Raw genomic sequence first — 26,038 nt, 5'->3', positions numbered from 1 at the left:
TCAGGCAGGTGGCAGGTGCTGGACCTGGAGGTCGGTCCCCACCACCAGCGTCGTCCCTGGAGACAGCTCCACCCAGCCCTGCGTGCGGGTGACGTGGCTGGCCACCACCACCGTGCGACGGCGCCGGTGCGCGCCCACCGCGGGCTGCGTCTCCGGCGTGTTCGCGTCCACGCCGCAGTGCGCGCACTCCGCGCTGCCCTCCAGGCGCGTGTAGTACAGCGGCGATTCGCCGCAGCGGGTGGCCAGGAGCACCGCGCCGTTGGTGGCCACGAGGTTCAGCGGAGGCGTGCGCACCCGTCCCGCCTCCACGAGCGCGTCCTCCACTTCGCGCACCGTGTCACGCAGCAGGCGGCCCGCGACGGCCGGCTCCAGGCGTGGATCATCCGTGCGGCCCGAGTCGCGCAGGCGCGTGAGGAACAGGGCGAAGAGCACCTCGCTGTCGGTGGCGCCTCGCACCTGCCGCTGGAGGTGCTCTGGCACGCGTGCCAGCAGCTGAGCACGCAGGGGCGCGAAGTCCGGCAGCGGTTCCTGGTGGGCGAACAGCCAGTGGCGGGCCCGGAAGGGCTGGGTGTTCTCCTCGGGCGACCGACCGGGCGGCAGGCGGCCCGCGTGGAAGAGCACCGCTTCCGACTCGTGCGGTGGTCCCAGATCGTCCAGGGTGACGTCCGTGCCCGGAGCCAGCCGGCGAAGCAGGACCTCCTCCTGGGCATAGGAGCCCACGCCCAGGGCATTGGCGTGCCCGTCCGGGCGCAGGACGACCTGATGGGTGAGGCGGTGCAGTTCGCACCGCAGGAGATTGGGATCCGACGACAACGCGGCGAGAATCGCGGACATGCGCTGTACCCCCCTTCCTCCCAAGGGATAAGGCCGTGACGGGTGTGATTCAGCGCCGCCCCCCTGCTCCCCTGCTCTGGCGCTAAGCCCTTGAAATGGCTGGCGTTTGGCCTTTCTCAAGAATTGACACGTCACACCGTGGGGCCTAACGTCGGTCCGCTTCTCGGCAGCTCCCCCCCAGAGGGACCGGGGTGCAGGTCTTCACCGGAGACGGAATGGCGGACGACATCGCAATCGGCATCGACCTGGGCACGTCGTATTCGTGCGTGGCCGTCGTCCACGAAGGCCAGCCCACGGTCATCCCCAACGAGTGGGGTGAGACGACGCATGCCTCGTGCGTGTCCTTCCTGGAGGAAGGGTCCGTGCTGGTGGGCAACGCGGCGAAGAAGAACATCATCACCAGCCCCGAGAACACGGTGTACTCGGCCAAGCGGCTCATCGGCCGCTACTACTTCTCCGACGAGGTGAAGAAGGCGCAGGCGGTGATGCCGTACCGCATCATCGAGGGCGAGAACAACTCGGTGCGCATCGGGGTCCGCGAGCGCAGCTACTCGCTGCCGGAGATTTCGGCGCTGGTGCTCAAGGAGATGAAGGCCGTCGCGGAGACGTACCTGGGCCGCGAGGTGACCAAGGCCGTCGTCACGGTCCCGGCGTACTTCAACGACAACCAGCGTCAGGCGACGAAGGACGCGGGCCGCATCGCGGGGCTGGAGGTGCTGCGCATCATCAACGAGCCCACCGCCGCGGCGCTCGCGTATGGCTTTGGCCGGGACGTCAACCAGCGCGTCGTCGTGTACGACCTGGGCGGCGGCACGTTCGACGTGTCCATCCTGGAGATTGGCAAGGACGTCTTCGAGGTGCTCGCGACGGCGGGCGACACGTACCTGGGCGGCGACGACTTCGACGACCGCATCATGACGTGGATGGCGGACGACTTCCTGGCGCGCACGCGGCTGGACCTGCGGCAGAACAAGTACTGCCTGCAGATGCTCAAGGACGCGGCGGAGAAGGCGAAGATCGACGTGGGCCAGAACGGCACGGCGGAAGTGGTCTGCCAGGGCATCTGCCAGGACGCCAACGGCAACGTGATGGACCTGCGCAACACGCTCAACCAGGACCAGTTCAACCGGATGGTGATGGACCTGGTGCAGCGCACGTTCAAGGTCTGCGACGAAGCGCTCCAGAGCGCGCGCCTGACGGCGGCGGACATCGACGCGGTCATCCTGGTGGGCGGGCCCACGCGGCTGCCCATCATCCGCAACTCGGTGAAGCACTACTTCCAGAAGGATCCGCTGGAGGGCATCAACCCGGATCAGGTCGTGGCCATGGGCGCGGCGCTCCAGTCGCACGCGCTCCTGGACAGCAAGACGGAGACGTTCCTGGTGGACGTCACGCCGCTGACGCTGCGGATTGGCACGGTGGGTGGGTACACCGAGAAGATCATCGACAAGAACACGCCGGTGCCCATCGACCGCTCGAAGACGTTCACCACCAGCCGCGACGGGCAGGAGAAGGTGAAGATCCGCGTGTACCAGGGCGAGTCCAACCGCGCCGAAGAGTGCGAGATGCTAGGCGAGTTCGAGTTCGCGGGCTTCCGCATCGGGTATCGCGGCGAGGTGAAGATCGAAGTGACGTTCGAGATCAACACGGACGGGCTGGTGAATGTGTCCGCGTGTGACGTGGAGACGGGCCAGAAGACGTCCACGTCGATCACGCTGTCGTCGGGCATGACGGAAGCGGACATCCAGCAGTCGATCCAGTCCAACCGCAACACGCGGCTCGCGGGTCACAACAGCAACGACCTGCCGGCCATGGCCAACTAGGCACCGCTGATGTCAGAGCCTTCTGATCCGACGTCCGGCGCACCGCCAGGGCCTTCCACGCCCGCGCCCCCCGCACGTCCAGCGACACCCGCGCTGCCCCGTCTGACGGCGGCCGTGCCCCCGTCCGTGGCGCCCGCGCCCCGGGCTCCGAGCGGCGCGGTCCCAGCGGTTCCGCCGCGCGCGGCACCGGCGGCCACACGCGCCACGCCGCCGCCGGTGGCTCCGTCGGCTGCGTCCCCTTCGTCCGGAGGTATCCCGGCGACGGCGCGGCCTTCATCGGCCGGTGGTGTGGCGGCGGTGCCGCGTGCACCGACCGCAGGAACGCCTCCGCGAGCGACGCCCGCGGGCCTCGCGCCTGTGGGTGCGGGAGGAGCACCGCAGCGTCAGACGCCTCCGGGCATCGCGCCTCTAGGAGTTGAAGGCGCGCCTCCGCGTCCGACGCCTCCAGGCATCGCGCCCGTGGGTGCGGGAGGAGCACCGCAGCGTCCAGCGCCTCCGGGCATCGCGCCTCCAGGAGTTGAAGGCGCGCCTCCGCGTCCGACGCCTGCGGGCCTCGCGCCCGTGGGTGCGGGAGGAGCACCACCGCGTCCGCCGCCACCGGGCATCGCGCCGATGACTTCCGCTCCGGGCTCGCCGCCACCGGGAGTTGCGCCCGTGGGAGCCACGGCCGCGACGCGGCCCACCGTCCCCGGGATTCCGTCCGTGGGAGCGACACCGCCGCAGGTGGCGACCGCTTCCGTGCCGACGCAAGCACGCCCCACCGCCAACGCCCTTCCCGCCGTCGGCGCACCGCCCCCGGTCCAGAGCGCGGCGGTTCCCGCGAACGCCCGCCCCACGGTGAGCACAGCCGCCGTCGGTGCACAGCCCGCGCCCCAGGGCGCGACGCTCCCCGCCCACGCCAGGCCGACCGTCAGCTCCATTCCCGCAGTCGGAGCCCCCCCTCCGCCCCCGAACGCGGCCGTTCCCGCCAACAGTCGGCCGACCGTGAATGCGATTCCCGCCGTGGGTGCGGTGACGCCGCCCCTGGCCCCCGCGTCGATGCCTCGCGTCGCGCCCATCGTTCCGCCCACCGCGAGCGCGACCCCCACCGAAATCGTCGCGCCCGCGATGCCCCCGGCCATGCCGCCCAGCATGGCCCCCGCCGCGCCCGCCAGGACGGCAGCGCCGCCCGCGTTCTCCGGACAGACGCCTCCGCCCATCGCGCCTGGTGTCCCCTCGGTAGCGCCAGCCGTGCCCGCCGCGCGCGGTCCCGGAGCGCCCCCGTCGAGCCCCGCGGTGCCCTCCGTGGCCCCCGCGACCCGTGCCCCCACCGCGCCCGCTGCACGCGCTCCCGGAGCGCCCCCGTCGAGCCCCGCGGTGCCCTCCGTGGCCCGCCCCCCTACCGTGACCGCAGGGGTTCCCGCTGTTCCGACCATGGCCCCCGCTGTTCCGACCGTGGCGGCCACGTCGCCCTCCGCCACCCGGATCCCGGCCGTACCGTCCATCGCCCCGGCCGTGCCCGCCGTCGCGCGCCCCGTTCCCACCGTCGGACCCGTGACGCCCGTGCCGGTCGCGCCTCGGATCAACCCGCCCGCCGTGGCCCCCATGGCGACGCCGCCCCCGGTGCTCGCGCTCGGGCTGGTGGTGCCGCCCATCGCCCCGGCCGGCCCTCCGGTGCCCCGCCCCGGCAACCGGCCCACGGTCTCACTGCCCGCCATCGCGCCCGCCGGTTCCGCGCGTCCGCCTTCGCCCCCCACGCCGCCGCCCGTGCCCGGCAACGTGCCGTCGGTCTCGCCCCTCACCCCGCCGCCTCCGCCCGCCGCGGCAGGAGGCCCGGCGCTCAGCCTGGAGCAGCTCGCGGAGCTGGAGTCCCGCTGCGCGAAGCTGGACCAGACGGACTACTTCGAGCTGCTCGCGTTGGAGCGCTCCGCCGTGCCCTCCGACATCAAGAAGGCCTTCTACCGGGAGAGCCGCGTCTACCACCCGGACCGCTTCTTCCAACTGGAGTCCAAGACGCTCAAGGAGCAGGTGCACGAGCTCTACAAGCGCATCACCGAGGCCTATTACGTCCTGCGCGACGACACCAAGCGCAAGAAGTACCTCGTGGACATCTCCGGCCCGGACCGCGCGCAGAAGCTGCGCTTCACCGACGCCTCCGAAGCGGAGACCAAGGCCGCGGTGAAGAAGGAGCAGGAAGAGCAGATCGGCACCCACCCCAAGGGCCGCCAGTTCTACGCGCAGGCCCAGAAGGACCTGGACGCCGGCAACCCTTCCGCCGCCGAACGCAACCTGAAGATGGCGCTCACCTACGAGCCCTCCAACGCCCGTTACAAGGAAACCCTCGCGGAAGCGCAGAAGCAGACCGCGGAGAAGTCCAAGGGCGATTCGTCGTTCAAGATCCGCTGAGCGCGCGCGGCACCGGGAGTTCCGTCCATGGCCATCGACCTCATCCTCCTGGGCCTGGTGCTCTTCTTCGGCATCCTGGGCGCCCTCTCCGGCGCGTCCCGGCAGGTGGCCAACACCGCGGGCCTCGCGGTGGGCTACTTCGTCTCACGCAAGCTCGCGCCCATCGTGGGCCCCAAGCTCGCCGTGGCCATGGGCGCTCCGCTGCTCGTGGGAACCCTGGCCGGAACGGTGCTCCTCTTCGTCGTGACGTGGCTCACCGTGCGCTACGCCCTGAGCGCGCTGCTCATGCGCTTTCTCTCCGGACGCAACCCGGACGAGCGCGGCCTGGATCGCACCCTGGGCTTCATCCTGGGCGGTGGGAAGATGGCCGCCATCTTCTGGGTCAGCCTGAGCGCGCTCACGTTCCTGGAGCAGCACGTCGTCGTCGCCGGCAAGCGCGTAGGCGTGTCCCCCATGGGCTCCGTCTCCTTCGAGATGGCCCGCCGCTACAACCTCTTCGAACTCACCCAGTTCGCGCCCCTGAAGGACCTGGTGCGCGTGGCCCAGGCCAGCCAGGACCCGGAGCGCGCGCGCAAGCTCCAGGACGACCCGGCCTTCAAGGCCCTGCTCAAGGATCCGCGCTTCCAGGCCGCCCTCAAGCAGCAGGACCTCAAGGGCGCCCTTCAGCGCGGAGACTCCCAGGCCCTGCTGCGCAACGACGCCATCCTCCAGCTCATCCAGGATCCGCAGACGGCGGCGCGGTTGGGCGCCGCCGCTCGGGCCGCGGACAAGCCTCCCGTCAAGCGTTGAGCTCGACGTCGTCCAGGCTGGACAGGCGCGCCTTCACGAACTCCGCGTCCACCGCCACCTGACGGTGCCGCCGCTCGGGCGCCTCGAACATGATGTCCGACATCACGTGCTCCAGGATGGAGCGCAGGCCGCGAGCGCCCAGCCCACGGGCCACGGAGTAGCGCACCACTTCGCGCAACCCGGCCTCCGGGAAGTCCAGCTCGATGTCGTCCAGCGACAACAGCTCCTTGAACTCCCGAGTGATGGCATCGGGCGGTTCGGTGAGGACGCGCAAGAGCTCCGGCTCACCCAGCCGCTCCAACTGCACCATCACCGGCATGCGGCCCAGGAACTCCGCCATCATCCCGAAGTCCACCAGCTGCTTGGTGGAGATGCGCTTCTCCTTCTTCTTCGCGCCCACCCCATCCGCGCCGAAGCCCATGGCCCGGCCTCCGTCGTCGCCGAAGTCGTGCAGGTCGCTGAACGTGCCCGCGCAGATGAAGAGGATGTCGCGCGTGTCCACCTGCACGAAGTCGCTCTTGTTCCACGCCTGGGTGACGTTCATGGGCACGTGCACCTCGCGCCCTTCCAGCAGCTTCAGCAGCGACTGCTGGACACCTTCGCCGCCGATGTCGCGGCTGCCGGCGCCGTTGCGGGCGCCCTGCGTGCGGCGGGCGATTTTATCCACCTCGTCGATGAAGATGATGCCCCGCTGGGTGTCCTCCACGGAGTGGTTCGACTTGAAGAGCAGGTCGGACACCATCACCTCCACGTCCTTCCCGTAGTAGCCGGCCTCCGTGTACTCGGTGGCGTCCACGGTGGTGAAGGGCACGTTGAGGATGTCCGCCAGGTTGCGAGCGATGTGCGTCTTGCCGCTGCCCGTGGGTCCGATGAGCAGGATGTTGGACTTCTTGATGAGGGACTGACGGCGCATCCGGCGTGCCTGCACGCGCTTGAGGTGGTTGTGCGCGGCGATGGCCACCGCACGCTTCGCGGCCTGCTGTCCGATGACGAAGCGATCCAACCGCTCGAAGATCTCCCGCGGGGTCAAAGGTGCTTCTTCCCTGCGTGCGGACGACTCCATGTACCCTCCCCTTCTCTCCACTCGGCCTCCCTGGGCTTCCCAGGTGGAAGGGTAGGAATTGGATGCTCACCAGCCCAGCAGGGCCAGCACCCCGTCTGGGGCCCCCGCCTGCCTGCCTGCTCCTCGAACAGGCGGCTATTGAATGCCCGGGACGTTTCCGATAGTCCGGCCCCCCTCCCTTGTTCATGGGAGTTTCCATCCGCCGCACGTCCTACCCGGAGGCAACGAAACAACGATGCCCGCTACCGCCCCTCAGCACCGCTGGACCCTGGCCGATGCCCACGAGCTCTACGGCATCCGCAACTGGGGCTCGCCCTACTTCGGCATCAACGACAAGGGCCACGTGTGCGTCCACCCGGACGGGCCCACCGCTCCGAGCATGGACCTCAAGGAGCTGGTGGATGAGGTCCGCCGCCGGGGCATCGGCCTGCCGCTGCTGCTGCGCTTCACGGACGTGCTGCGCCACCGCGTCGTCCACCTGAACAACGCGTTCAAGAAGGCCATCGCGGACCAGGGCTACAAGGGCCTGTACCGGGGCGTGTATCCCATCAAGGTGAACCAGCACCGCTACGTGGTGGAGACCATCATCGAGGCGGGCAAGGAGTTCACCTACGGGCTGGAGGCCGGCAGCAAGCCGGAGCTGCTCGCGGTGATGGCGCTGCTGGACAACGAGGACGCGCTCGTCATCTGCAACGGCTACAAGGACGAGGAGTACATCGAGACGGCGCTCTTCTATTCGCGCCTGGGCCGCAACGTCATCCTCGTGGTGGAGAAGCCCAGCGAGCTGCCCCTCATCGCGGAGGTCGCCAAGCGCACCGGCATCGCGCCCCGCCTGGGCATGCGCGTCAAGCTGTCCACGCGCGGCGCCGGCAAGTGGGAGGCGAGCGGCGGCGACCGCTCCAAGTTCGGCCTGTCCTCGTCGGAGCTGATGTCCTGCATCAGCTTCATGAAGGACGCAGGCCTGCTGGCCTCCTTCGAACTGCTGCACTTCCACCTGGGCAGCCAGATCTCCAACATCCGCAACGTGAAGAACGCGCTGCGCGAGGTGGGCTGCTTCTACGTGGAGGTGGCCCGCCAGGGCGCCCCGCTGAAGTACCTGGACGTGGGCGGCGGCCTGGGCGTGGACTACGACGGCTCCCAGACGAACTTCGCCTCCTCCATGAACTACACGACGGAGGAGTACGCCAACGACGTCGTCTTCGGCGTGATGGAGGCCTGCGACCGCGCGGGCGTGCCGCACCCCACGCTCGTCTCTGAATCCGGCCGCGCCGTCGTCGCGCACCACGCCGTGCTGGTGGTGGACGTGCTGGGCACGAGCGAATTCGACGCGACCCAGACGCCGGACAAGGTGGATGAGAAGGCGCCCTCCGTGGTGCGCAACCTCTGGTCCACCTTCCGCGAGGTGACGAACAAGAACGTCATCGAAGCCTTCCACGACGCGCAGGACTCCAAGGAGGAGAGCCTCCAGCTGTTCTCCCTGGGCCACCTGTCGCTGGAGCAGCGCGTGGCGGCGGAGAACCTCTACTGGGCCATCTGCCACAAGATCATGCGCGTGGCGAAAGAGTCCGGGGAGATTCCGGAGGAGCTGGAGGCGCTGGAGAAGCAGCTGTCGGACACGTACTTCTGCAACTTCTCCGTGTTCCAGTCGCTGCCGGACTCGTGGGCCATTGATCAGCTCTTCCCGATGATGCCCATCCACCGCCTCGCGGAGAAGCCGACCCGCCGCGCGACGCTGGCGGACATCACCTGCGACTCGGACGGGAAGATTGAACACTTCATCGACAAGCGGGAAGTGAAGGACGCGCTGGAGCTGCACGCGCTCAACAGCGACGACTACTACCTGGGCATCTTCCTGGTGGGCGCGTACCAGGAGATCCTGGGCGACCTGCACAACCTCTTCGGGGACACGCACACGGTGCAGGTGTCGCTGGCGCCGGGTGGCGGCTACCTCATCGACCACGTCGTCGCGGGCGACACCGTGACGGAAGTGCTCAACTACGTCAGCTACAACAAGGACGACCTCGTCGCGAAGCTGCGCAAGTTCACGGAGCTGGCGCTGCGCCAGGGTCGCATCACCCTGGACGAGTCGCGCAACCTCTTGCGCGTCTACGAGGACGGCCTGTCGGGCTACACGTACCTGGAGCGGGAGGTGGACGCGACGTTCACCTCCGCCAGCCAGCTGCGCCTGTTGCCCGGGCCGGAGAACGGCGCGGTCCGTCCTCCGGTGTCGCCGTCAGGCACCTGATGTCCTGAAGGCTCAGGCCTCCGTCGGGACCGGCATGTCCTCGCCGGTCTCGACGGACGTGTCCATGAACGCGGCCTCCGTCGCGCGAAGCCGCAGGTTCTGGAGCGTCAGGAGCTGTCCGTCCGCGCGCTCGGCCAGGAAGGCGAAGTCGAACCGCGCCAGGCGCGGATCCTTCGCGGCCACCTTCTCCAGGCTCTTCCACATGGACACCCGGCCATGGGAGCCCACGCAGAGGCCCTCCAGCTCCACCAGCCGGCTCAGCGGGGAGTAGCGCAGCCAGGAGCCATTGAGCTTCAGCCGCGACAGCTTCTCCACCACCCACGCGCCGCCCACCTTCAGCGGATCCGGCTTCACCTCCAGCGTGGACATCACCGCCAGCAGCGTGGAGCGGTCCTGCTCCAGCAGCGGGATGAGCGTCGACAGGTAGGCGCCCACCGGGTTGCTGCGGTTCTCATGCTCCGCCCTGCGCGCAAGGTCCACCCCCACCGTGGAGCCCATGAGGTGGTCATTCAGGTAGATGCCCAGTCGCTTCAGATTCATGCGGCGTTTCCTCCCCGGCGCGTTGAAAAGCTTCAGCCCAGGGTGGGCATTCAGGCCCGTGGCCGCACGTCGAACGCGGGGGCCGGAGGGCAGCCAGGCTTGCAAGCCCCTGGCGGCCCCCCGTCAGGCGGCTTCAGTCCGGGTAGCCGAACGAAGCCGTCACCTTGGTGTCCGGGTGGAGGCTGCGCGCCACCGGACACTCGTGGGCAATCTTCTCCAGCAGGGTCCGCTGGGGCGGGGTGAGCCCGGCGGGCATGAGGATGGACAGCACCAGTTCACCAATGCGGCGCGGCGGCGGGGTCATCCGCTTCTCCACCGACGCACGCACCTCGCCCAGGATGATGCCCTCGCGGTTGGCCGTCAGGTGCATGGTCGTCACGACGCACGACACGAGCGCCGTGGCCATGAGGTCCGTGGGAGAGAAGCTGCCCCCGGTGCCGCCGTTGTCCTTCGGCGCCTCCGTGGGCAACGTCGCGCCTGACGGGCCGTGCGTCACCTGGGTCTTCAACTGGGGGGCGCTCACCAGGGTCATCACCACGCCCGTCGCGGGCACCGCGGTCTGCTGACTCATCACCGGCTCCTTGGGACTTCCAGGCTGCGAGGAAGGGGACCTTCTCTAACGGACGTAGGCGGCGTGGGCCTTCGCGTCCTTCTTCGTGGAGGGTTCAGCCTCCTCGACGCTCCAGTCCAGGGTCTTCATCAGCGACTTGCTGCGCTTCTTGACGTCCGCGTCCAGGAACTTCACGGCCGCGTCCATCTTGTCCATCAGCCGCATGGGCTTGCGCTTGTTCTTCGGCTCGCTGAAGAGCGCGTGCGTGAGCCACGGGAACACCGCCGTCACGTCGCAGTGCACGTACATGGAGCCCGTCTCCACGGCCTCCACGGACACCTTGCCCCAGGTGTGGCCCTCACCGGCCGGGCAGCTGGACAGCGCGCCGTTGTCCACCGGGTCCACGCAGAACTGCACGTCGATGTCGAAGCCCGACGTGGGGACGTTGAGGATTTGATCCAGCAGGGGCTCGCCCTGGAGCGTGTAGTTCTTGGGCACGCCGCCGCCCAGAATCCAGATGGCCAGCTTCCCGCTGCCGTTGTGGCGGCAGTAGTGCTGCATCGCGGCCATGGAGAAGACGTCCTCGTTGATGTCGAGCTCGAACTTGAACTCGTCGCCCAGGAGGCGCTTGAGCTTCACGACGTTGAGGAAGATGGAGCCGTCCTGCACCGCGCCCACCCAGATGGGGACGCCGTGCTTGTAGCAGGTGGACAGGAGCGACGGCTGCTTGACGCCCAGCTCCTTCTCGATGCCGTGGATGGCCTTGCCCAGGAGGTAGTGGAACTCCGGCGTGGTCATCTTCTTCTGGAACTCGGGCTGCCGGAGGATGGCGGAGAAGAGGCGGTCGGTGTCGAGCAGCGCCTCCTCCCAGAAGCCCAGGTCGTAGATGCGGATGATGCGCGCCAGGCGGTACTGGAGGTCGCCCGCGTTGGGGTTCACCTCGCGGATGCCGTGGCCGATGATGCGGTGGGCGTCGTGGTAGAGGTTCGCGCCGGTGGTGGTGATGGCGGAGATGATGCCCTTCTCCACCATCGGGATGAGGCAGGACTGGTGGAGGCCCGCGGGCGTCATGGCGCCCGACAGCGTCAGGAAGATGGACGCGTCCTGCTGCACGGACTGCTGCATCAGTTCGAACGCGGTGCGCTCCTGCCGGCCCACGTAGGCGCTGAACGCGTGCGCGAGCAGCTCCGCCGGCTTCTCCTTGCCGGTGATGGGGCGAGGGTCGGCCTTGCGCGCGTTCGCGTAGGCGGCGCGAAGGGTGGACTTCTTCGGGGTCGGGGTCTTGGCCATGGCCGGCTACCTAACACCGCCAGCCGGACAAGGGGAGGGCCGGCTTCAACCCCGCCCCTCCCCGAAAGGCAGGCAGCGGACAGGAACAAACAGCCGGCCGTGCTTATTCACACAGGGCCTGCTCTTCCGGCCCCCGGTCGCATGGACATGGCATAAGAGTGCCTGCCTCCCCGCACGGTCCCCTGGAGGGGACCCGCCATGATCGACCTGCATTCGCACACCACCGCCAGTGACGGCCAGTACCCGCCCGCGACGCTGGTGGCGCGCGCCGCCGCCGCCGGGGTGACGGTGCTGGCGGTGACCGACCATGACACGGTGGCCGGGCTCGCCGAGGCCCGGGAGGCCGCCCGCGAGCATGGCGTGGAGCTGGTGCCCGGCATCGAACTGTCCGCCTTCGTCCATGGCAAGGAAGCGCACATCCTGGGCCACTTCCTGCGCCCGGAGGACGCGGAGCTGGCGCGCTTCGCGGACCGGCTGCGCGACGAGCGCACCCAGCGCATGGAGGCCATGGTCGCGCGCCTGCGCGAGCTGGGCTTCCCGGTGCGCATGGAGCAGGTGCTGAAGGTGGCCGGGGACGCGCAGTTGGGGCGACCACACCTGGCGCGGGTGCTGGTGAACCAGGGTTGGTGCATCGATATGAAGGCCGCCTTCGACCGCTTCCTGGGCACCGGCCGCGCGGCGTGGGTGGAGCGCTTCAAGCTGGAGGGCGCGGAGGCCATCCGCCTCATCCGCAACGCGGGCGGCACCGCGACGCTCGCCCACCCCGGCTCCTCGAAGATGGAGCGCGTGGAGATCAAGGCGCTGGCACAGGCCGGCCTGTCCGGCCTGGAGGTGCTGAGCGCGGACCACAACCCGGGCCTGCGGCAGAAGTACCTGGCGCTGGCGGCGGAGTTCGACCTGGTGCCCACCTTCGGCAGCGACTTCCACGGCGAGGAGGTGTCTCCGGACCACCGCCTGGGCGTCGCGGCCATGCCCCCGGAGCTGTTCCAGAAGCTGCGCGCCCGCGCGCCGTCCGCCTCGGCCTGACGCACCCGCCGCGCTCAGGCGCGCGGAGGCTGGGTCTTGAAGCGGCTCGTCACGGCCGTAAGCCCTTCGGCGACGGCCTGGAGGTCCTGGGCGATGCGGGTGGTGCGGCCGGTGGCGTCCACGCCCTGCTTCACGAGGTCCGCCACGTTGCGGGCCCCCTGCACGGCCTGCTCGCTGGACTGACGCTGCTGGCGCGTGGCGATGGTGATCTGCCGCGCCGCCTCGCTGGTGCCGCGCGCCAGGTCCACGATGCGCAGGAAGACGGCCGACGCCTGCTCGGCCACCTCCACGCCCCGGTCGCTCGTCGCCATGCCCACGCGGGCCTTGGACGCGGCCTCCTCACCGGAGTCCTGCACCTTCTCCACGATGCGGGCGATGTCGCGCGCGGACGCGGACACGTTCTCCGCCAGCTTCCGCATCTCCGCGGCCACCAGCGAGAAGCCCCGGCCCACGTCGCCCGCCTTGGTGCCCTCCAGCGCCGCGTTGAGCGCCAGGAGGTCGCTTCTCTCCGCCACCTGGTTGATGACCTGGGCGATTTTCGAGACCTGCTGCAGGTCCTTGTTCAACCCGACGATGGCGTCCGCCACGCCCTTGGACTCGATGCGGATGTCGTTGATGCCCCCCACCACCTGGGCCACCACCGCCATCGCCTCCGCCACCGCGTCATGGGTGCGCCGGGCGCTCGTCTCCACCACCTCCGTGGAGGAGGAGATCTGCTCGGCGGTGCGGCTCAGCTCCTCGAACGTCGCGGCGATCTGCTGCGCGTACGCGGCCTGCTGGCTGATGACGTGCTCCTGATCCGCGGAGGCGCCCATCAGTCCGCGCGACGCGGTGGAAAGCTGCTCCGTGCGCGACACCAGCTCCATCACCGTGGAGCGCAGCGTGCCCAGCATCTCGTTGAAGGAGGTCGCCATCAGCCGCACCTCGCCAGCGGCGGACACGTCCAGCTCCCCCCGGGACACATCGCCCCGGGCCACCTCCCGAGCCACCTGCGTGACGCGCGACACGGGATCCGCGATGGCGCGGCTGATGATCACCGCGAGCCCCAGGCCCAGCACCGCGGCGCCCAGGTAGCCCAGCAGTGAATAGCCCTCCGTCGCGGACATCGCGGCCTGCACCTCCTGGGTGCCGAAGCCCGCGCGGTACACGAGGCCACCATGCTCGCAGCGCACCACCACGGACTCGGGAGGCTGCGTCACCGAACACCCTCCAGGGGAGGCCACCGGAAGGGCCTGGCTGGACGGGACGACGCCACGGGACTCGATGACCGTGCCGTCCTCGCGGGACAGCTCCTGGAACCGGAGCGTGAAGCCGCCGGACTCCACCTGCGAGAAGACCTCATCGCGCCGCGCGCGGGCCTCCGGGGAGGTGTCTGGGAGCGCCATCGCCGGATGGCGGGACACCAGCGTCCCCACCGTCCGGGCCCGCAGGGACAGCACCTCCAGGGCGGCGGCGCGCTGCCGGACCGGGAAGTACACGCTGCTGAAGAACACCACCGCGAGGCACGGAAGCAGCACCGCGATCGCCACCTGCATCCGTAAACTCAGACGGCCCCACATGTCGGGTGCTCCCAGGCGATGATCGGAAGCCGGTGACGCTAGGCGTCGCCTCCCCCAGCGTCAAACGCCGCCCGGACTCTGGCGTCCCAGCGCCGGGGCCCGCGTCCGGACCGGGGCGGCAGGCGGATGAGCGGGCCTGATGGGCGCGGCATTTCGGCCGTCTTCTCAAGGGGTTGGCGCTTCGGGGGTGGGGGCGTTTCCCTTTGACACGGCGCCAGCGGTGTCATTAGGTTCCGCGCCCGATGACTACACCCCTCGCACCGTACCTGCCGCTGCTGGTGGTGCTCCTGATGGCCGGCGTCCTCGCGATGATCATCCCGCAGGTCACCAGCCGCCTGGGCCCCAAGCGCCCGAGCACGACCAAGTCGGCCCCCTTTGAAGCAGGCTCCGAGTCGAGCGGTCCGGCCCGTCAGCGCTTCGCCGTGAAGTTCTACGTGATCGCGCTGTTGTTCATCGTGTTCGACGTGGAAGCGGTGTTCCTGTACCCCTGGGCGGTGAACTTCCAGGCGCTCGGCTGGTTCGGCTACATGGAGATGCTGGTTTTCGCTTCGACCCTGGTCGTGGGCCTTATCTACGTCTGGAAGAAGGGCGCCCTGGACTGGGAGAGCTGAGACATCATGGCTGACACCGACATTGCTCCGATCATCGCCACCCGCCGGGACGAGGCCACGGGCTTCTTCCAGAAGCTGGTGTCCAAGGGCCTGGGTTGGGCCCGCAAGTACTCCCTCTTCACGTACCCATACGCCACCGCCTGCTGCGGCATGGAGTACATGTCCGTGGCCGCCAGCCGGCACGACATCTCGCGCTTCGGCGCGGAGTTCCCGCGCTTCTCGCCGCGTCAGGCGGACCTGCTGATGGTGGTGGGCACCATCAACCTGAAGCAGGCCCCCATCCTCAAGCGCGTCTACGAGCAGATGACCGAGCCCAAGTGGGTCGTGTCCTTCGGCGTGTGCGCGTCCTCGGGCGGCTTCTACGACAACTACGCGGTGCTCCAGGGCATCGACCGCATCATCCCGGTGGACGTCTACATCCCCGGCTGCCCCCCGCGCCCGGAGCAGGTGCTGGACGGTCTGATGCTGCTGCAGGAGAAGATCGGCAACCAGGTGCACCGCCTGCGCGACACCGGTCAGCCCAACCAGACGGCGGCCGAGCACGCCCGCATGCTCTCCAGCGGCAAGTAGTCGCTCGCTTCTCCCGGTTGTCCGAACGGGCCCCGCGCCGCCTCCTGCAAGAGGCTGTGTCGGGGCCCTCGGCGTTCCAGGGGCTACCAGCGGTGGTACGCGGGGTGGCCTTCCTTCACGGCGACGAAGGTACCCTTGCAGGTGGCCGTCACCTTGCCGCCCGCGGTGAGCGTGGCCTCGATGACGGCGCGGTCGCCCTTCACCTCCAGGGGCTTCGCGGACAGGTGCACCGGCCCGGCCATGGGCGTGGGCCGCTTGAGGACGATGGCGTAGTCGGCGGTGACGGTGCACGGCGGGGAGTCCGCGCCCTGCGCCTTCATCAGGTGGTACGCGGCCGTCCAGTTGCTGTGACAGTCCAGCAGCGCGCCGATGATGCCGCCGCTGAGCACGCCGGGGAACGCCTGGTGGTGCTCCTCCGGCGTCCAGTCCGCGACGACGAGGTCACCCTCCACGCGGCTGCGGATGCGCAGTCCCTTCGGGTTGGCCGGGCCACACCCGAAGCAGGCGTTGTGGGGGGCGTACGTTTCCTGGAGGCCGGGGGTTTCGGTCGTCGACATGGCCGGCGACTCTACGTGAAGCCGACTCGGCGTTGCGCTCGCGCACGTCGTCCAGCCACGCCGCCAGGGCCTCCGCGTCCGGCCCTTCACACTCGCCCGAACACGTCCGCCGCAGGGTGCCATCCGCTTGCGGACGGTCCACCCACCAGCGCTCGCCGTCGAAGGCGCCCGCGTCCTTCTCGCGCAGCACCGCGGCGTCCGCCGCTTCGCCCATCTCCACCACGCCATCCGGGCGCAGGCGGTACGCATCGAAGGTGCGCGGCGCACCAGGCCAGTGACCGGGGTCGAAGACTTCCGGGCTCACGTGCGTGTAGCCCGTCTCCGCGTACAGCGGCGCGTACGGACGCGCCTCTCCGCGCAGCAACGGCGTGAGCGACAGCCCGTCGGCCTCCGGCAGCGCGGGCAGGCCAGACAGCTCCAGCAGCGTGGGGCCCACGTCCACCAGCCGCGCCAACTCATCCACCTGCGCGGGCGCCAGGCCCCGGCCTCCGGGCGGCTTCACCGCGAGCAGGATGCGGTTCTCCTCTTCGCCCAGGCGGGCCCCGTGCACGGACGTCGCGCCCGCCAGGTCCGGCCGGTCCGCGTGGAAGCTCTCACCGTGATCCGACAGCAGCACGATGAGGGCATCGTCGTAGTGACCGGAGCTTCGAAGCGCGTCGAGCAGCGTGCCCACCTGCGCGTCCGCCTGCGCGAGCAGCTCGTCGTAGAGGCCCTCGGAGCCCTCGCGGTTCCAGGCGCCCTTCGCGCCCGGAGTCACCGGGGCGAAGTGCATGCGCAGCCTGCGGTCCAGCGGTTCGGTGGGAGGCACGTAGCGGCGGTAGAACGGGTACACCGGGTCGCCCGGGAAGTGCGCCGCCGTCGCGTGGAAGGCGAAGAGCAGCGGGCCCTGCGACGCCTCCGACACGAGTCCTTGCGACAGGCGCTCGGCGTAGCCCATCGGATCATGGATGCCGGCCAGCGCGCGGTTGTCGATGAACTCGGGCACCCAGGCGGCGCCCACGGCGTTGTCGGCGAAGAGGCCCAGCGCCCGGTAGCGCAGCTTCTCCAGCGCGAAGTTGAGCGCTCCGCGCGGAGGCTGCCAGCGCCGGGTGAAGCCGGAGGCCGGGCCCTCGAAGTGGAAGCGCGAGCAGTCGGTGGCGAACACCGTGCGCCACCCGGCCTCCGAGAACCGGGCCGCGAAGGTGGGCGCCAGCACCACGCGCGCATCGGACGTCAGCGGGTAGCGCACGCCGGTGCGGTACGGCCAGCGCGCGGTGAGCAGCGAGCGCCACGCGGGCTCCGTCTGGGCCACGGGCGTGTAGGCGCGGGTGAAGAGCGTGGCGTCCTGGAGGAAGCGCTCCACGTGCGGAGCCACCCCGCGCCCCGTGCTCCCCAGCCGGTCCGGCCGGAACGCATCGATGCCGATGACCACCACCAGCGGCTTGCGGTCCGGTTTCACAGTGGGGCGCACCGCGACTCCCGCGCCCATCGCGAGGGCCACCCCGCCCGCGCCCACCATCCACCCTCCGAAGCCCCCTCCCCGCCCGACGGCCGCCCCCGGAGCAGTCACGGGAGCCTGCGCCGAAGCCGTTGGAGCCGCACCCCGGCGCATCGCCAGCCACGCCCGCGCCCCCAGCCCCACCAGATGCACCGCCACCCACGCACCCGCCGCAGAACGCGCCTGCCACGGCTCTCCGTGATCCACCAGCCACGCCAGCACGGGGCGCACCGCCGGCAGATCATCGAAGAGCGCGGGCCGCGCAAGCGCCCGGTCCCAGGCCCAGAACAGCAACAGTCCCACCCAGTGCAGGACCGTCACCCCCAGCGCCACCCACCCACCCCGTCGCGTCCAGGCCCGCGCCAGCACCGACGCGGCAAGGCCCAGCAACCCTCCTGCCACCAGATAGACGGTCGCCACGCGCAGGACGACCCCCGGCAACAGCGGGCGCACCGCCGCCGCGAGCGCCGCGTACGGGCCATCCAGCGGGATGTCCACGCCGACGACCCCGGCCTTGAGCAACCAGGCCGTCTCGGCGGCGAACAAAAGGAGCCCCAGCAGGGAGCCCAGGGCCAGGCGCCCCGAACCGGCGCGGAGGTAGGAGGCGACGGACCGCACGGACATGACCCCTGCGTCTACTCCGTCCAGGCATTCCCTGGCCACGTCTGTATTCCACCGGGCTTTCAGGGACTCCCCGACGTGCGTCGGCATCCCACTCGTTGCAAGATGGCCCTGAATTGTTCCGGGCCGACGCTTTCGTCGGTCGGGGGGACCGCTTGCCTTCGACCCACACGTCCAGCGACAGCCTCCAGGAGTCCGTGCGCCGCGCGCTCGACGTGGAGCGTCAATCCAACGGCCGCCACCTGGCCTGGGTCCGCCTGGGCGCGGTGAGCGTCCTGTTCGGGATGGCCGTCTATCTGGGCCGGGGGCGCGACCTGCACGACTGGGATGTCTACCTGGGGCCGTTCGCGCTGTACCTGGTCTGCACGTCCTTCGTCGCGGTAGCCGTGACGGCCTCCGCGCGCATCGCCCGCTGGGCCTCCCTCTCCGTCGCGTTCGTGGACGTGCCCGCCGTGTACTGGCTCCAGCACCTGGCCCTGCCCGTGTCACCTTCACCCGGAGGCGTGGCCGGCTTCACCCTGGGCATCTTCGCGGCGCTGGTGCTGCTGTCCGCGCTGAGCCTGCGCCGGCCCGTGATGCTGCTTGTCACCGCGATCGCCATCGTCGCGGAGGTCGCCCTCCAGCGAGAGGCCGCCATCGGCGGTGGGGCGCAGGTGGCCGGCACGGTGATGCTCGCCATGACGGCGGCGGGCGCGGCCCGGCTGCTCCAGCGCATCCGCACGCTGTCGGCCGCGGTCACGAACGAGGAGCTCCAGCGCGCGCGCCTGGGCCGCTACTTCTCCCCCGCCGTCGCCGAGCGCCTCCAGGACCGGGACACCCCCGTCCCGGAGCTGCGCGAGGTGTCCGTGCTGTTCGCGGACGTGCGCGACTTCACCTCGCTGAGCGAACGGCTGCCCCCCGAGCAGGTGGTCACCATCCTCAATGAGTACTACGGGCGCATGGTGGAGGTGGTGTTCCGCCACGGCGGCACGCTCGACAAGTTCATCGGGGACGCACTCATGGTGTACTTCGGCGCCCCCCTGCCGGACGCCCACCATGCCCGGAGCGCCACCCGGTGCGCCCTGGAGATGGTGCGCGAACTGGAGGCCGTGAACGCCGAACGCGCCGCCCGGGGCGAGGTGGGCCTGCGCATGGGCGTGGGCGTGCACTCCGGGCCCGTGGTGCTCGGCAACATCGGTTCGCCCTTCCGGCGCCTGGAGTACACCGCCATTGGCGACACGGTGAACCTGGCCAACCGCATCGAGCGGCTGACCAAGGGCTTCGGGGTGTCCGTGCTCGTCTCCCAGGCGACCCGGGAACGGGCGGGTGAGGCCTTCCGCTGGGAGCCCGCCCCTGTCGCCATCGTCCCTGGCAAGAGCCAGCCGGTGGTGACCTTCGTCCCCTCCACGGACGAGGAGGCTCCCGCCCTGGGAGCGGGCGCCGCCGCCTGAGGTCGCCGCCTGCCCATGACCAGGCAGGGGGTGGATCGCGACGCGGGCTACTGGGCCACCTAAGTGGCCTACATGGTTGAGGGTTTACGTTGACGCGTCCCGCGAACGGTCCTTATAAAGCCGCGGTTTCCTCTGTCGTTATTCGAGGCCCCCCTTGAGCATTTTCGCGTTGGACCGGGTCGCCGCCCAGTTTCCCGAGGCGGTCGCGGAACGCTATGTGGACCGCGCTGGCGGAGCCTGGGCCGTCATCCATGCGGAGTGGCTGCCGAAGGTCGCCACGTTCCTGAAGATGGATCCGGAGCTGGACTTCAAGATGTTCGGCTCCGCGGACGCCGTGGACCGCCTGCACCTGGCGGAGAATGATCCGCGCTTCGAGATCGTCTACTTCCTGTACTCGCTCAGCCGGAAGGAGCACGTGCGCCTGAAGGTGCGCGTCACCGAGACCCGGCCCGAAGTGCCCTCCCTGGCGGCCGTGTACCGCGGCGCCAACTGGTGGGAGCGCCTGGCGTTCGACTTCTACGGCATCCGCTTCGTGGACCACCCGGACCTGCGCCGCATCCTCCTGTACGACGAGTTCCAGGGCCACCCCCTGCGCAAGGACTACGCGCTGCGTGACCGGCAGCCGCTGATCCCCGAGCGCCCCATCAAGGACATCTTCCGCGGCCCCGGCACCAGCGGCGTCGCCTGACGAGACCTCCCATGGCCGACAGCCACAACACCGACGCGACGAAGCCCTTCAACCCCGACACGGATGGGTTCGCCCACGAGGAGTCGGAGCTCGAAGCCCATTTCCAGTCGAAGCACATGGTCATCAACATGGGCCCGTCCCACCCGGCCACGCACGGTACCGTGCGGCTGAAGGTGGAGCTGGAGGGAGAGACGATCGTCAAGATCGATCCAGAGATCGGCTTCCTCCACCGCGGCTTCCAGAAGAGCTGCGAGAACGTCACCTGGACGCAGTGCCTGCCGTACACGGACCGGCTCAACTACCTGTCCGCGATGATGAACAACTTCGGGTTCCTCAACGCCGTTGAGAAGCTCATCGGCCTGGAGATCCCCGAGCGCGCCCAGTACATCCGCGTCATCGGCAGTGAGCTGCACCGGCTCACCGACCACCTGACGTGCGTGGGCGCCACCGGCCTGGAGATGGGCGGCTTCGCGCCGTTCCTCTACGGCATGGAGGCGCGCGAGCTCCTCCAGGACCGCGTCACGGAACTCACGGGCGCGCGCCTCACCACCAGCTTCGGCCGCGTGGGTGGCATCAACCGCGACCTGCCGGAAGGCTGGATCGCGAAGGTCCACAAGTCCCTCAACCGCACGGAGGAGCTGCTCCAGGAGATGGACGGGCTGCTCACGCGCAACCGCATCTTCGTGGACCGCACCAAGGGCACCGGCGTCATCTCCGCCGCGGACGCCATCGACTACGGCTGGACGGGCCCCGCGCTGCGCGCGTGCGGCATCGACCACGACCTGCGCAAGACGCACCCGTACTGGGTCTACGAGCGCTTCAACTTCGAGTCGGTGGTCGGCGAGCACGGCGACAACTACGACCGCTACCTCGTGCGCCTGGAGGAGATGCGTCAGTCCATCAGCATCCTGCGCCAGGCCATCGACACCATCCCCGCCGGCCCCATCATCGTGGACGACTGGCGCATCGCGCTGCCGCCCAAGCCGGAGGTGTACGGCACCATCGAAGGCGTGATGGCGCACTTCAAGCTGGTGATGGAGGGCATCCAGGTGCCCCCCGGTGAAGTCTACGACGCCACCGAAGCCTCCAACGGCGAGCTGGGCTGGTACTTGGTGAGCGACGGTCGCGGCCGGCCCTACAAGGTCCACGTCCGTGCGCCGGGCTTCCCGGTGCTCGCGGCGCTGCCGCACATCATCCAGGGCAAGATGCTGGCGGACCTCGTTCCCACCTTTGACACCATCAACATGATCGGCGGCGAGGTCGAGCAGTGAGCGACAACGACACGAAGAAGCCTACCGGTGACGCGCAGACGCCCCCCAAGGGCGCTCCCACCGACTCGCCCGCGGCCAAGGTTGGCTCGGAGCCGTCCAACCCGCCCGCCGGGCCGAAGATGGACAACCCGCCGGCGGCCGCCAGCGGCCCCACCGGCACGCCTCCGCCCAAGCCTGCGGCGCCGCCGGCCGGTGGCCCTCCGCCCAAGCCGCAGCCCAAGAATCCGGGCTTCGTGACGGCGGTCATCGACGGCAGGGAGGTCGTGGTCAAGCCGGGGACGAACATGATCGAGGCGGCCAAGTCGGTCGGCTCGGAGATCCCCTACTACTGCTACCACCCGCGCCTCTCCATCGCGGCCAACTGCCGCATCTGCCTCATCGAGGCGTCCAACGCGCCCAAGCTCGTCCCCGCCTGCCAGACGCCCATGGCCGAGGGTCAGGTCATCAAGACCACGACCCCCAAGGTCAAGGAGCAGCAGCGCTCGGTGATGGAGTTCCTGCTGCTCAACCACCCGGTCGACTGCTCCATCTGCGACCAGGCCGGTGAGTGCAAGCTGCAGGACTACTACATGAAGTACGACTACCGGCCGTCGCGCCTGGAGGGCACCAAGGCCCTCAAGCACAAGCGCAAGGTGCTGGGCCCCCGCGTCGTGCTGGATCAGGAGCGCTGCATCATCTGCACGCGCTGCGTCCGCTTCATGAATGAAATTCCGAAGGAGCCGCAGCTGGGCGTCTTCGGTCGTGGCAGCCACGAGCGCATCGACGTGTTCCCGGGCAACGAGTTGGACAGCAACTACTCGCTCAACACCGTGGACGTGTGCCCGGTAGGCGCGCTGCTCAGCCGCGACTTCCGCTTCAAGGCGCGCGCCTGGTTCCTGTCCGCCACGCCGTCCGTCTGCACAGGCTGCTCGCGCGGCTGCAGCATCTCCGCGGACTGGATGTCCCAGGACACCTACCGCTACCGCCCGCGTGAGAACGAGGCCATCAACAAGAGCTGGATGTGCGACCAGGGCCGGCTGTCCTACCGCGACCTGAACACGGGCCGCGTGCTGGCCGCCCAGGTGGGCCGCCGCACGGCCGCGCGGGACACCGTCCAGCCGGCGCTCACGCGCAAGGATGCCGCCGTCGCCGCCGCCAAGGCGCTCAAGCCGCTCGTGGGCTCCTCGCAGCTCGCGGTGCTGGCCTCGCCGCTCGCGTCCAACGAGGACCTGCTCGCAAGCCTCACGTTCGCCAAGGCGAGCCTGGGCGTGACGACGGTGTTCGTGGGCGGCCGGCCGCAGGGCAAGGCCGACCACTACCTGATGACGGCGGACAAGAACCCCAACCGCCAGGGCCTGGCGCTCGTCGCCAAGGGCCTGGGGCTGTCGCTGAAGTCCTTCGAGGAGCTCACCTCCGCCATCAACGCCGGCAAGGTCAAGGCGCTGTACGCGGTGGGCACCGAGGTCCCCACGGACGTGGCCGCCTTCGCCGAGGTCGCGGCGAAGCTGGAGGTGTTCGTCGCGCAGGCGCAGAACGAGTCCCCCGTGACGGCGCAGGCGACGGTGCTGCTGCCGGCGAGCGCGCACATCGAGGACGAGGGCACGTTCACCCAGCAGGACGGCATCATCCAGCGCTTCCGCAAGGCGTACCCCTCCAAGGGCGACGCTTCGCCGCACTGGAAGTGGGCCACGGAGCTGACGCGCGAGCTGGGCGGCGAGGCCGCGCACGCCTCCGCGCGCGACGTGTGGCGGGCGCACTCGGGACAGGTGTCCGAGTTCGCCGAGTTCAACTGGGACAAGGCCTCTCCGCCGGACCGGGAGAAGCCGGGCATCAATCCGTTGCCGTCGGGTGCCGACGGCCGTCCGCCGGGCTACCGTGAATTCGGCGCGCCGCGCGTGAGGGGCATCTGACCATGAACCGCATCTTCACAATGTTGTTCGCCATGGCCTTCTGCATCTTCGCCCTCGCGGGCGGGGTGGCCACGGCGTACCTCGTGGGCGGGCTGGTGGAAGAGCACCTGTTCACGGGCGCCAGCCGCCTGACGAACATCCTCTTCCTGATGCTCACCTTCGTGATGATCATCGCCACGCTCCTCACGCTCGCCGAGCGCAAGTGGAGCGCGTTCATGCAGGACCGCGTGGGTCCCAACCGCGCGCGCCTGGCCATCCCGGGCCTGGGCAACCGCTCCCTGGGCGGCATCCCGCACATCATCACCGACGTGCTCAAGATGCTGACCAAGGAGGACTTCGTCCCCGGCACGGCGAACAAGTTCCTGTTCAACCTGGGCCCCGTCCTCGCGTTCGCGCCGGTGTTCGCGCTGTTCGCGGTGGTGCCCGCTGGCCCCTCCGTGACGGTGTTCGGCAAGACGGTGGACATGGTCGTCGCCACGCCGGACTTCGGCATGCTGTACGTGCTCGCCATCGCGTCGCTCGCGGTCTACGGCACGTCGCTGGCCGGCTGGTCCTCCAACAACAAGTTCGCCCTGCTGGGCGGCGTGCGCGCCTCCGCGCAGATGATCTCCTACGAAGTCGCGCTGGGCCTGGCGCTCGTGGGCCTGTTCCTCGCGTTCTCCTCCGTGCAGATGCCCGCGCTGGTGGGTGACGTGGGCAACGCGCTGGTCGCTGGCACCGGGCAGGCGCGCTACCTGTGGCGCTCCGACGGCGCGTTCGACCTGGGGCTGCCCGCGTGGGGCATCTTCATCCAGCCGCTGGGCTTCATCGCCTTCTTCGTGGCCTCCTTCGCGGAGACCAAGCGCGCGCCGTTCGACGCGCCCGAAGGCGAGTCGGAGATCATCGGCTACTTCGTTGAGTACTCCGGCATGAAGTTCGGCATGTTCATGATCTCCGAGTTCATGGAGGTCGTGGTGCTGGCCGGTGTGACGACGGCGCTGTTCTTCGGCGGCCACCACCTGCCCTTCGGCGGCGAGTGGCTGGCGGCGCAGCCCCTGATGCAGGAGCACGGCTGGCTCTACGGCACCATCCTGGGCACCGTGTTCTGGATCAAGGTCGTCCTGCTCATCTGGGTGCAGTTGGTCATCCGCTGGACCTTCCCGCGCTTCCGCTACGACCAGATCCAGAACCTGGGCTGGAAGATCCTCCTGCCCGCGGGCCTCGCCAACGTGTTCGTCAGCGGCGCGCTGGTGCTGTGGGATCCGTCCCTGCGCATGCTGGGCATCGTGGGCCTGTTGGAGATCGGCTTCGTCGTGGCGCTGACGATGACCAAGGGCGCCAAGGCGGCGGGCGCGCACGACACGGCGCACGGCCACGGGCACGACGCCCACGGTCACGACGCGGCGCCCGGCCTGCCGGCGCACGCGGACCCCCACTCCCATTCACCGGCGGGCGCGCACTAGCGGCGCCCTGTCCGGCAGAAGCCTTCGCCGGAAGCGAGACAAGACACCATGGCGTTCAATGCTTCCCAGGACCCGCGCACGGACATCCGCGAGCGGATGTACATCCCGGAGCTGCTGCGCGGGCTGGCCATCACCACCCGTCACTTCTTCCGCAACATGTTTGGCACGCGCGATCCGAACCCCGAGGTTCAGGAGCGCACGGGCATGAACCTGATGACGACGGTGGAGTACCCGGAAGAGAAGCCCATCTATCCGGAGGGCTACCGCGGTCTGCACCGGCTGGTTCCGCGCGACGACGGCAAGCCGCGCTGCGTGGCCTGCTACATGTGCGCGACCATCTGCCCTGCGCAGTGCATCTACATCGAGGCGGGTGAGTACGAGACGACGGACGCCGACTCGGAGTCGGTCGTCATCGAGAAGTACCCCACCCAGTTCGTCATCGACGAGCTGCGCTGCATCGTGTGTGGCCTGTGCGTGGAGGCGTGCCCGAAGGACGCCATCCGCATGGACACGTACATGCACACGCCGTCCGAGTACAACCGGCAGAACTTCGTCTACGACATCCCCAAGCTGCTCAAGGGGCCGGCCGTCTCGCACCCGTCGGATCCGTGGAACAAGCGCGACAGCTCCTCGGAGCCGCACCACGTCCACAAGGAAGCGCACACGCGCATCGGCGAGGGTCTGGTGGAGCTCAAGACGCCGCACTCGCTGGGCGCCGGACACGCCAGCGGCCACGGCCACGGCAAGGCGCTGCCTTCGCATGGGCAGACGGTGGTGACGCAGCAGGGTCCCATCCAGGTGACGAAGTTCCTCAAGTAGCGTCTGGCAGCACCCTACGGGGCGGGTTGTCCTCTTCCGCCCCTTCGCAAGCATCCCGGCCCGCCTCCTTCCTCTTGAACATGGAAGGGCGGGCCGCCGCCTTTTCAGGGGGCATGTGGTGACGCTGAAGCTCTTCAATGCACGTGGTGCCGACCAGGCACGTCAGGTCCTCCGATGAAGCGCTACCGGATGTCCGTGTGCAAGGGATCCAGCTGCCGCGAGGCCGGCTCGGACGCGGTGCACGTGGCGGCGCGCGAGGCGCTGTCGGCGAAGGGGCTCCAGACGCGCTGCGAGCTGTACCGGGGCGGCTGCTACGGCTTCTGCCACATGGGGCCCAACGTGGTGGTGCGCGAGGACACGGGCCGCAAGCGCGACCCGCTGTCGCCGGAGGACTACCAGCTCATGGGGTGGCCCGGTGAGGTGTACTACTCCGGCATGACGGCGCAGAAGATGGTCCGCGTGGTGGGCGAGCACATCCAGGATGACGCCCCGGTGAAGGAGCTGTTCGGCCAGCCGGACTCCGGCGACGACGACTGAGCTGTCCGCTGCATCCCTCCTG

Annotated in this window: 22 protein-coding genes; 14 read left to right on the top strand and 8 right to left on the bottom strand. The window is 69.5% G+C overall.

Annotation, left to right across the window (positions count from 1 at the left end):
* Entirely contained in the window at positions 1-834 is an 834-nt protein-coding gene (locus tag OV208_RS29750) for a class II glutamine amidotransferase (protein WP_267577285.1), read from the bottom strand.
* Between the two features lie 215 nt (positions 835-1,049).
* Here OV208_RS29750 and dnaK point away from each other — a divergent pair, with 215 nt between their 5' ends.
* The 3 genes from dnaK (at position 1,050) to OV208_RS29735 (ending at position 5,831) form a co-directional block, all read left to right on the top strand.
* Entirely contained in the window at positions 1,050-2,657 is a 1,608-nt protein-coding gene (gene dnaK / locus OV208_RS29745) for a molecular chaperone DnaK (RefSeq protein ID WP_267577284.1), read from the top strand.
* A 984-nt stretch (positions 2,658-3,641) separates the two neighbouring features.
* The gene (locus OV208_RS29740) at positions 3,642-5,042 is read left to right on the top strand and encodes a J domain-containing protein (protein ID WP_267577283.1); all 1,401 of its coding nucleotides are present in this window, start codon (positions 3,642-3,644) and stop codon (positions 5,040-5,042) included.
* Between the two features lie 27 nt (positions 5,043-5,069).
* On the top strand, positions 5,070-5,831 hold the full coding sequence (locus OV208_RS29735; RefSeq protein WP_120542083.1) for a CvpA family protein: 762 nt from the start codon (positions 5,070-5,072) through the stop codon (positions 5,829-5,831).
* On the opposite strand, the gene clpX is transcribed toward OV208_RS29735, so the two are convergent.
* On the bottom strand, positions 5,821-6,894 hold the full coding sequence (clpX, locus tag OV208_RS29730) for an ATP-dependent Clp protease ATP-binding subunit ClpX (protein ID WP_267577282.1): 1,074 nt from the start codon (positions 6,892-6,894) through the stop codon (positions 5,821-5,823). The two genes, OV208_RS29735 and clpX, sit on opposite strands and share 11 nt — an antisense overlap.
* Before the next feature lie 235 nt (positions 6,895-7,129).
* Between clpX and speA the strand changes: the two genes are divergently transcribed.
* Positions 7,130-9,139: a biosynthetic arginine decarboxylase gene (speA, locus tag OV208_RS29725; protein WP_267577281.1), complete on the top strand. Its 2,010-nt coding sequence runs from the start codon at positions 7,130-7,132 to the stop codon at positions 9,137-9,139.
* Positions 9,140-9,151: 12 nt separating this feature from the next.
* Here speA and OV208_RS29720 read toward each other — a convergent pair whose 3' ends face one another.
* From OV208_RS29720 to OV208_RS29710, 3 genes are all read right to left on the bottom strand, one after another.
* On the bottom strand, positions 9,152-9,679 hold the full coding sequence (locus OV208_RS29720; RefSeq protein WP_267577280.1) for a hypothetical protein: 528 nt from the start codon (positions 9,677-9,679) through the stop codon (positions 9,152-9,154).
* A 133-nt stretch (positions 9,680-9,812) separates the two neighbouring features.
* The gene (locus tag OV208_RS29715; protein WP_267577279.1) at positions 9,813-10,250 is read right to left on the bottom strand and encodes an OsmC family protein; all 438 of its coding nucleotides are present in this window, start codon (positions 10,248-10,250) and stop codon (positions 9,813-9,815) included.
* A 45-nt stretch (positions 10,251-10,295) separates the two neighbouring features.
* The gene (locus tag OV208_RS29710) at positions 10,296-11,519 is read right to left on the bottom strand and encodes a deoxyhypusine synthase family protein (protein WP_267577278.1); all 1,224 of its coding nucleotides are present in this window, start codon (positions 11,517-11,519) and stop codon (positions 10,296-10,298) included.
* A 198-nt stretch (positions 11,520-11,717) separates the two neighbouring features.
* On the opposite strand from OV208_RS29710, the gene OV208_RS29705 reads away from it, so the two are divergent.
* A complete protein-coding gene (locus OV208_RS29705) occupies positions 11,718-12,545 on the top strand; it encodes a PHP domain-containing protein (RefSeq protein WP_267577277.1) in 828 nt (275 codons plus the stop codon).
* Between the two features lie 14 nt (positions 12,546-12,559).
* Here OV208_RS29705 and OV208_RS29700 read toward each other — a convergent pair whose 3' ends face one another.
* Entirely contained in the window at positions 12,560-14,104 is a 1,545-nt protein-coding gene (locus OV208_RS29700; protein ID WP_267577276.1) for a methyl-accepting chemotaxis protein, read from the bottom strand.
* A gap of 242 nt (positions 14,105-14,346) precedes the next feature.
* Here OV208_RS29700 and OV208_RS29695 point away from each other — a divergent pair, with 242 nt between their 5' ends.
* Entirely contained in the window at positions 14,347-14,715 is a 369-nt protein-coding gene (locus OV208_RS29695; RefSeq protein ID WP_267577275.1) for an NADH-quinone oxidoreductase subunit A, read from the top strand.
* 6 nt (positions 14,716-14,721) lie between these two features.
* Positions 14,722-15,285 (top strand): NADH-quinone oxidoreductase subunit B, encoded by a 564-nt coding sequence (locus OV208_RS29690; protein ID WP_267577274.1) that lies wholly within the window; start codon positions 14,722-14,724, stop codon positions 15,283-15,285.
* 83 nt (positions 15,286-15,368) lie between these two features.
* On the opposite strand, the gene OV208_RS29685 is transcribed toward OV208_RS29690, so the two are convergent.
* Together OV208_RS29685 and OV208_RS29680 are read right to left on the bottom strand one after the other, a co-directional pair.
* Positions 15,369-15,737: a PaaI family thioesterase gene (locus OV208_RS29685; protein ID WP_267577273.1), complete on the bottom strand. Its 369-nt coding sequence runs from the start codon at positions 15,735-15,737 to the stop codon at positions 15,369-15,371.
* Positions 15,727-17,943 carry a sulfatase-like hydrolase/transferase gene (locus OV208_RS29680; RefSeq protein WP_267577272.1) on the bottom strand — a complete coding sequence of 739 codons (2,217 nt, stop codon included), beginning with the start codon at positions 17,941-17,943 and terminating at the stop codon, positions 15,727-15,729. Before OV208_RS29680 ends, OV208_RS29685 begins: the two co-directional genes overlap by 11 nt.
* A 152-nt stretch (positions 17,944-18,095) precedes the next feature.
* Here OV208_RS29680 and OV208_RS29675 point away from each other — a divergent pair, with 152 nt between their 5' ends.
* The 7 genes from OV208_RS29675 to OV208_RS29645 all read left to right on the top strand — a co-directional run bounded on the left by OV208_RS29675 (position 18,096) and on the right by OV208_RS29645 (position 26,016).
* Positions 18,096-19,370 carry an adenylate/guanylate cyclase domain-containing protein gene (locus OV208_RS29675; RefSeq protein ID WP_267577271.1) on the top strand — a complete coding sequence of 425 codons (1,275 nt, stop codon included), beginning with the start codon at positions 18,096-18,098 and terminating at the stop codon, positions 19,368-19,370.
* Positions 19,371-19,539: 169 nt separating this feature from the next.
* Positions 19,540-20,058, top strand: coding sequence for an NADH-quinone oxidoreductase subunit C (locus OV208_RS29670; RefSeq protein WP_120540366.1), 519 nt, complete (start codon positions 19,540-19,542; stop codon positions 20,056-20,058).
* An 11-nt stretch (positions 20,059-20,069) separates the two neighbouring features.
* A complete protein-coding gene (nuoD, locus tag OV208_RS29665; RefSeq protein ID WP_267577270.1) occupies positions 20,070-21,329 on the top strand; it encodes an NADH dehydrogenase (quinone) subunit D in 1,260 nt (419 codons plus the stop codon).
* On the top strand, positions 21,326-23,218 hold the full coding sequence (locus tag OV208_RS29660) for a 2Fe-2S iron-sulfur cluster-binding protein (RefSeq protein WP_267577269.1): 1,893 nt from the start codon (positions 21,326-21,328) through the stop codon (positions 23,216-23,218). The genes nuoD and OV208_RS29660 overlap by 4 nt, the downstream gene beginning before the upstream one ends.
* A gap of 2 nt (positions 23,219-23,220) precedes the next feature.
* Complete coding sequence (locus tag OV208_RS29655) at positions 23,221-24,660, top strand: complex I subunit 1/NuoH family protein (RefSeq protein ID WP_267577268.1); 1,440 nt, start codon at positions 23,221-23,223, stop codon at positions 24,658-24,660.
* Positions 24,661-24,708: 48 nt separating this feature from the next.
* Positions 24,709-25,479, top strand: a complete 771-nt coding sequence (locus OV208_RS29650; RefSeq protein ID WP_267577267.1) for a NuoI/complex I 23 kDa subunit family protein — start codon at positions 24,709-24,711, stop codon at positions 25,477-25,479.
* A 174-nt stretch (positions 25,480-25,653) separates the two neighbouring features.
* On the top strand, positions 25,654-26,016 hold the full coding sequence (locus tag OV208_RS29645) for a (2Fe-2S) ferredoxin domain-containing protein (RefSeq protein ID WP_267577266.1): 363 nt from the start codon (positions 25,654-25,656) through the stop codon (positions 26,014-26,016).
* Positions 26,017-26,038: the final 22 nt, after the last annotated feature.

It is taken from the genome of Corallococcus sp. bb12-1, assembly GCF_026626765.1.
GTDB lineage: Bacteria > Myxococcota > Myxococcia > Myxococcales > Myxococcaceae > Corallococcus > Corallococcus terminator.
This window is presented reverse-complemented; position numbering and strand designations above follow the sequence as displayed.

Bases quoted from the DNA above. Each gene is read 5' to 3' on its own strand.
- OV208_RS29720 (WP_267577280.1), bottom strand. From the start codon at position 9,679: ATGAATCTGAAGCGACTGGGCATCTACCTGAATGACCACCTCATGGGC.
- OV208_RS29695 (WP_267577275.1), top strand. From the start codon at position 14,347: ATGACTACACCCCTCGCACCGTACCTGCCGCTGCTGGTGGTGCTCCTG.
- OV208_RS29750 (WP_267577285.1), bottom strand. From the start codon at position 834: ATGTCCGCGATTCTCGCCGCGTTGTCGTCGGATCCCAATCTCCTGCGG.
- OV208_RS29645 (WP_267577266.1), top strand. From the start codon at position 25,654: ATGAAGCGCTACCGGATGTCCGTGTGCAAGGGATCCAGCTGCCGCGAG.
- nuoD (WP_267577270.1), top strand. From the start codon at position 20,070: ATGGCCGACAGCCACAACACCGACGCGACGAAGCCCTTCAACCCCGAC.
- OV208_RS29655 (WP_267577268.1), top strand. From the start codon at position 23,221: ATGAACCGCATCTTCACAATGTTGTTCGCCATGGCCTTCTGCATCTTC.
- OV208_RS29680 (WP_267577272.1), bottom strand. From the start codon at position 17,943: ATGTCCGTGCGGTCCGTCGCCTCCTACCTCCGCGCCGGTTCGGGGCGC.
- clpX (WP_267577282.1), bottom strand. From the start codon at position 6,894: ATGGAGTCGTCCGCACGCAGGGAAGAAGCACCTTTGACCCCGCGGGAG.
- OV208_RS29710 (WP_267577278.1), bottom strand. From the start codon at position 11,519: ATGGCCAAGACCCCGACCCCGAAGAAGTCCACCCTTCGCGCCGCCTAC.
- dnaK (WP_267577284.1), top strand. From the start codon at position 1,050: ATGGCGGACGACATCGCAATCGGCATCGACCTGGGCACGTCGTATTCG.
- OV208_RS29690 (WP_267577274.1), top strand. From the start codon at position 14,722: ATGGCTGACACCGACATTGCTCCGATCATCGCCACCCGCCGGGACGAG.
- OV208_RS29715 (WP_267577279.1), bottom strand. From the start codon at position 10,250: ATGAGTCAGCAGACCGCGGTGCCCGCGACGGGCGTGGTGATGACCCTG.
- OV208_RS29650 (WP_267577267.1), top strand. From the start codon at position 24,709: ATGGCGTTCAATGCTTCCCAGGACCCGCGCACGGACATCCGCGAGCGG.
- speA (WP_267577281.1), top strand. From the start codon at position 7,130: ATGCCCGCTACCGCCCCTCAGCACCGCTGGACCCTGGCCGATGCCCAC.
- OV208_RS29735 (WP_120542083.1), top strand. From the start codon at position 5,070: ATGGCCATCGACCTCATCCTCCTGGGCCTGGTGCTCTTCTTCGGCATC.
- OV208_RS29700 (WP_267577276.1), bottom strand. From the start codon at position 14,104: ATGTGGGGCCGTCTGAGTTTACGGATGCAGGTGGCGATCGCGGTGCTG.
- OV208_RS29705 (WP_267577277.1), top strand. From the start codon at position 11,718: ATGATCGACCTGCATTCGCACACCACCGCCAGTGACGGCCAGTACCCG.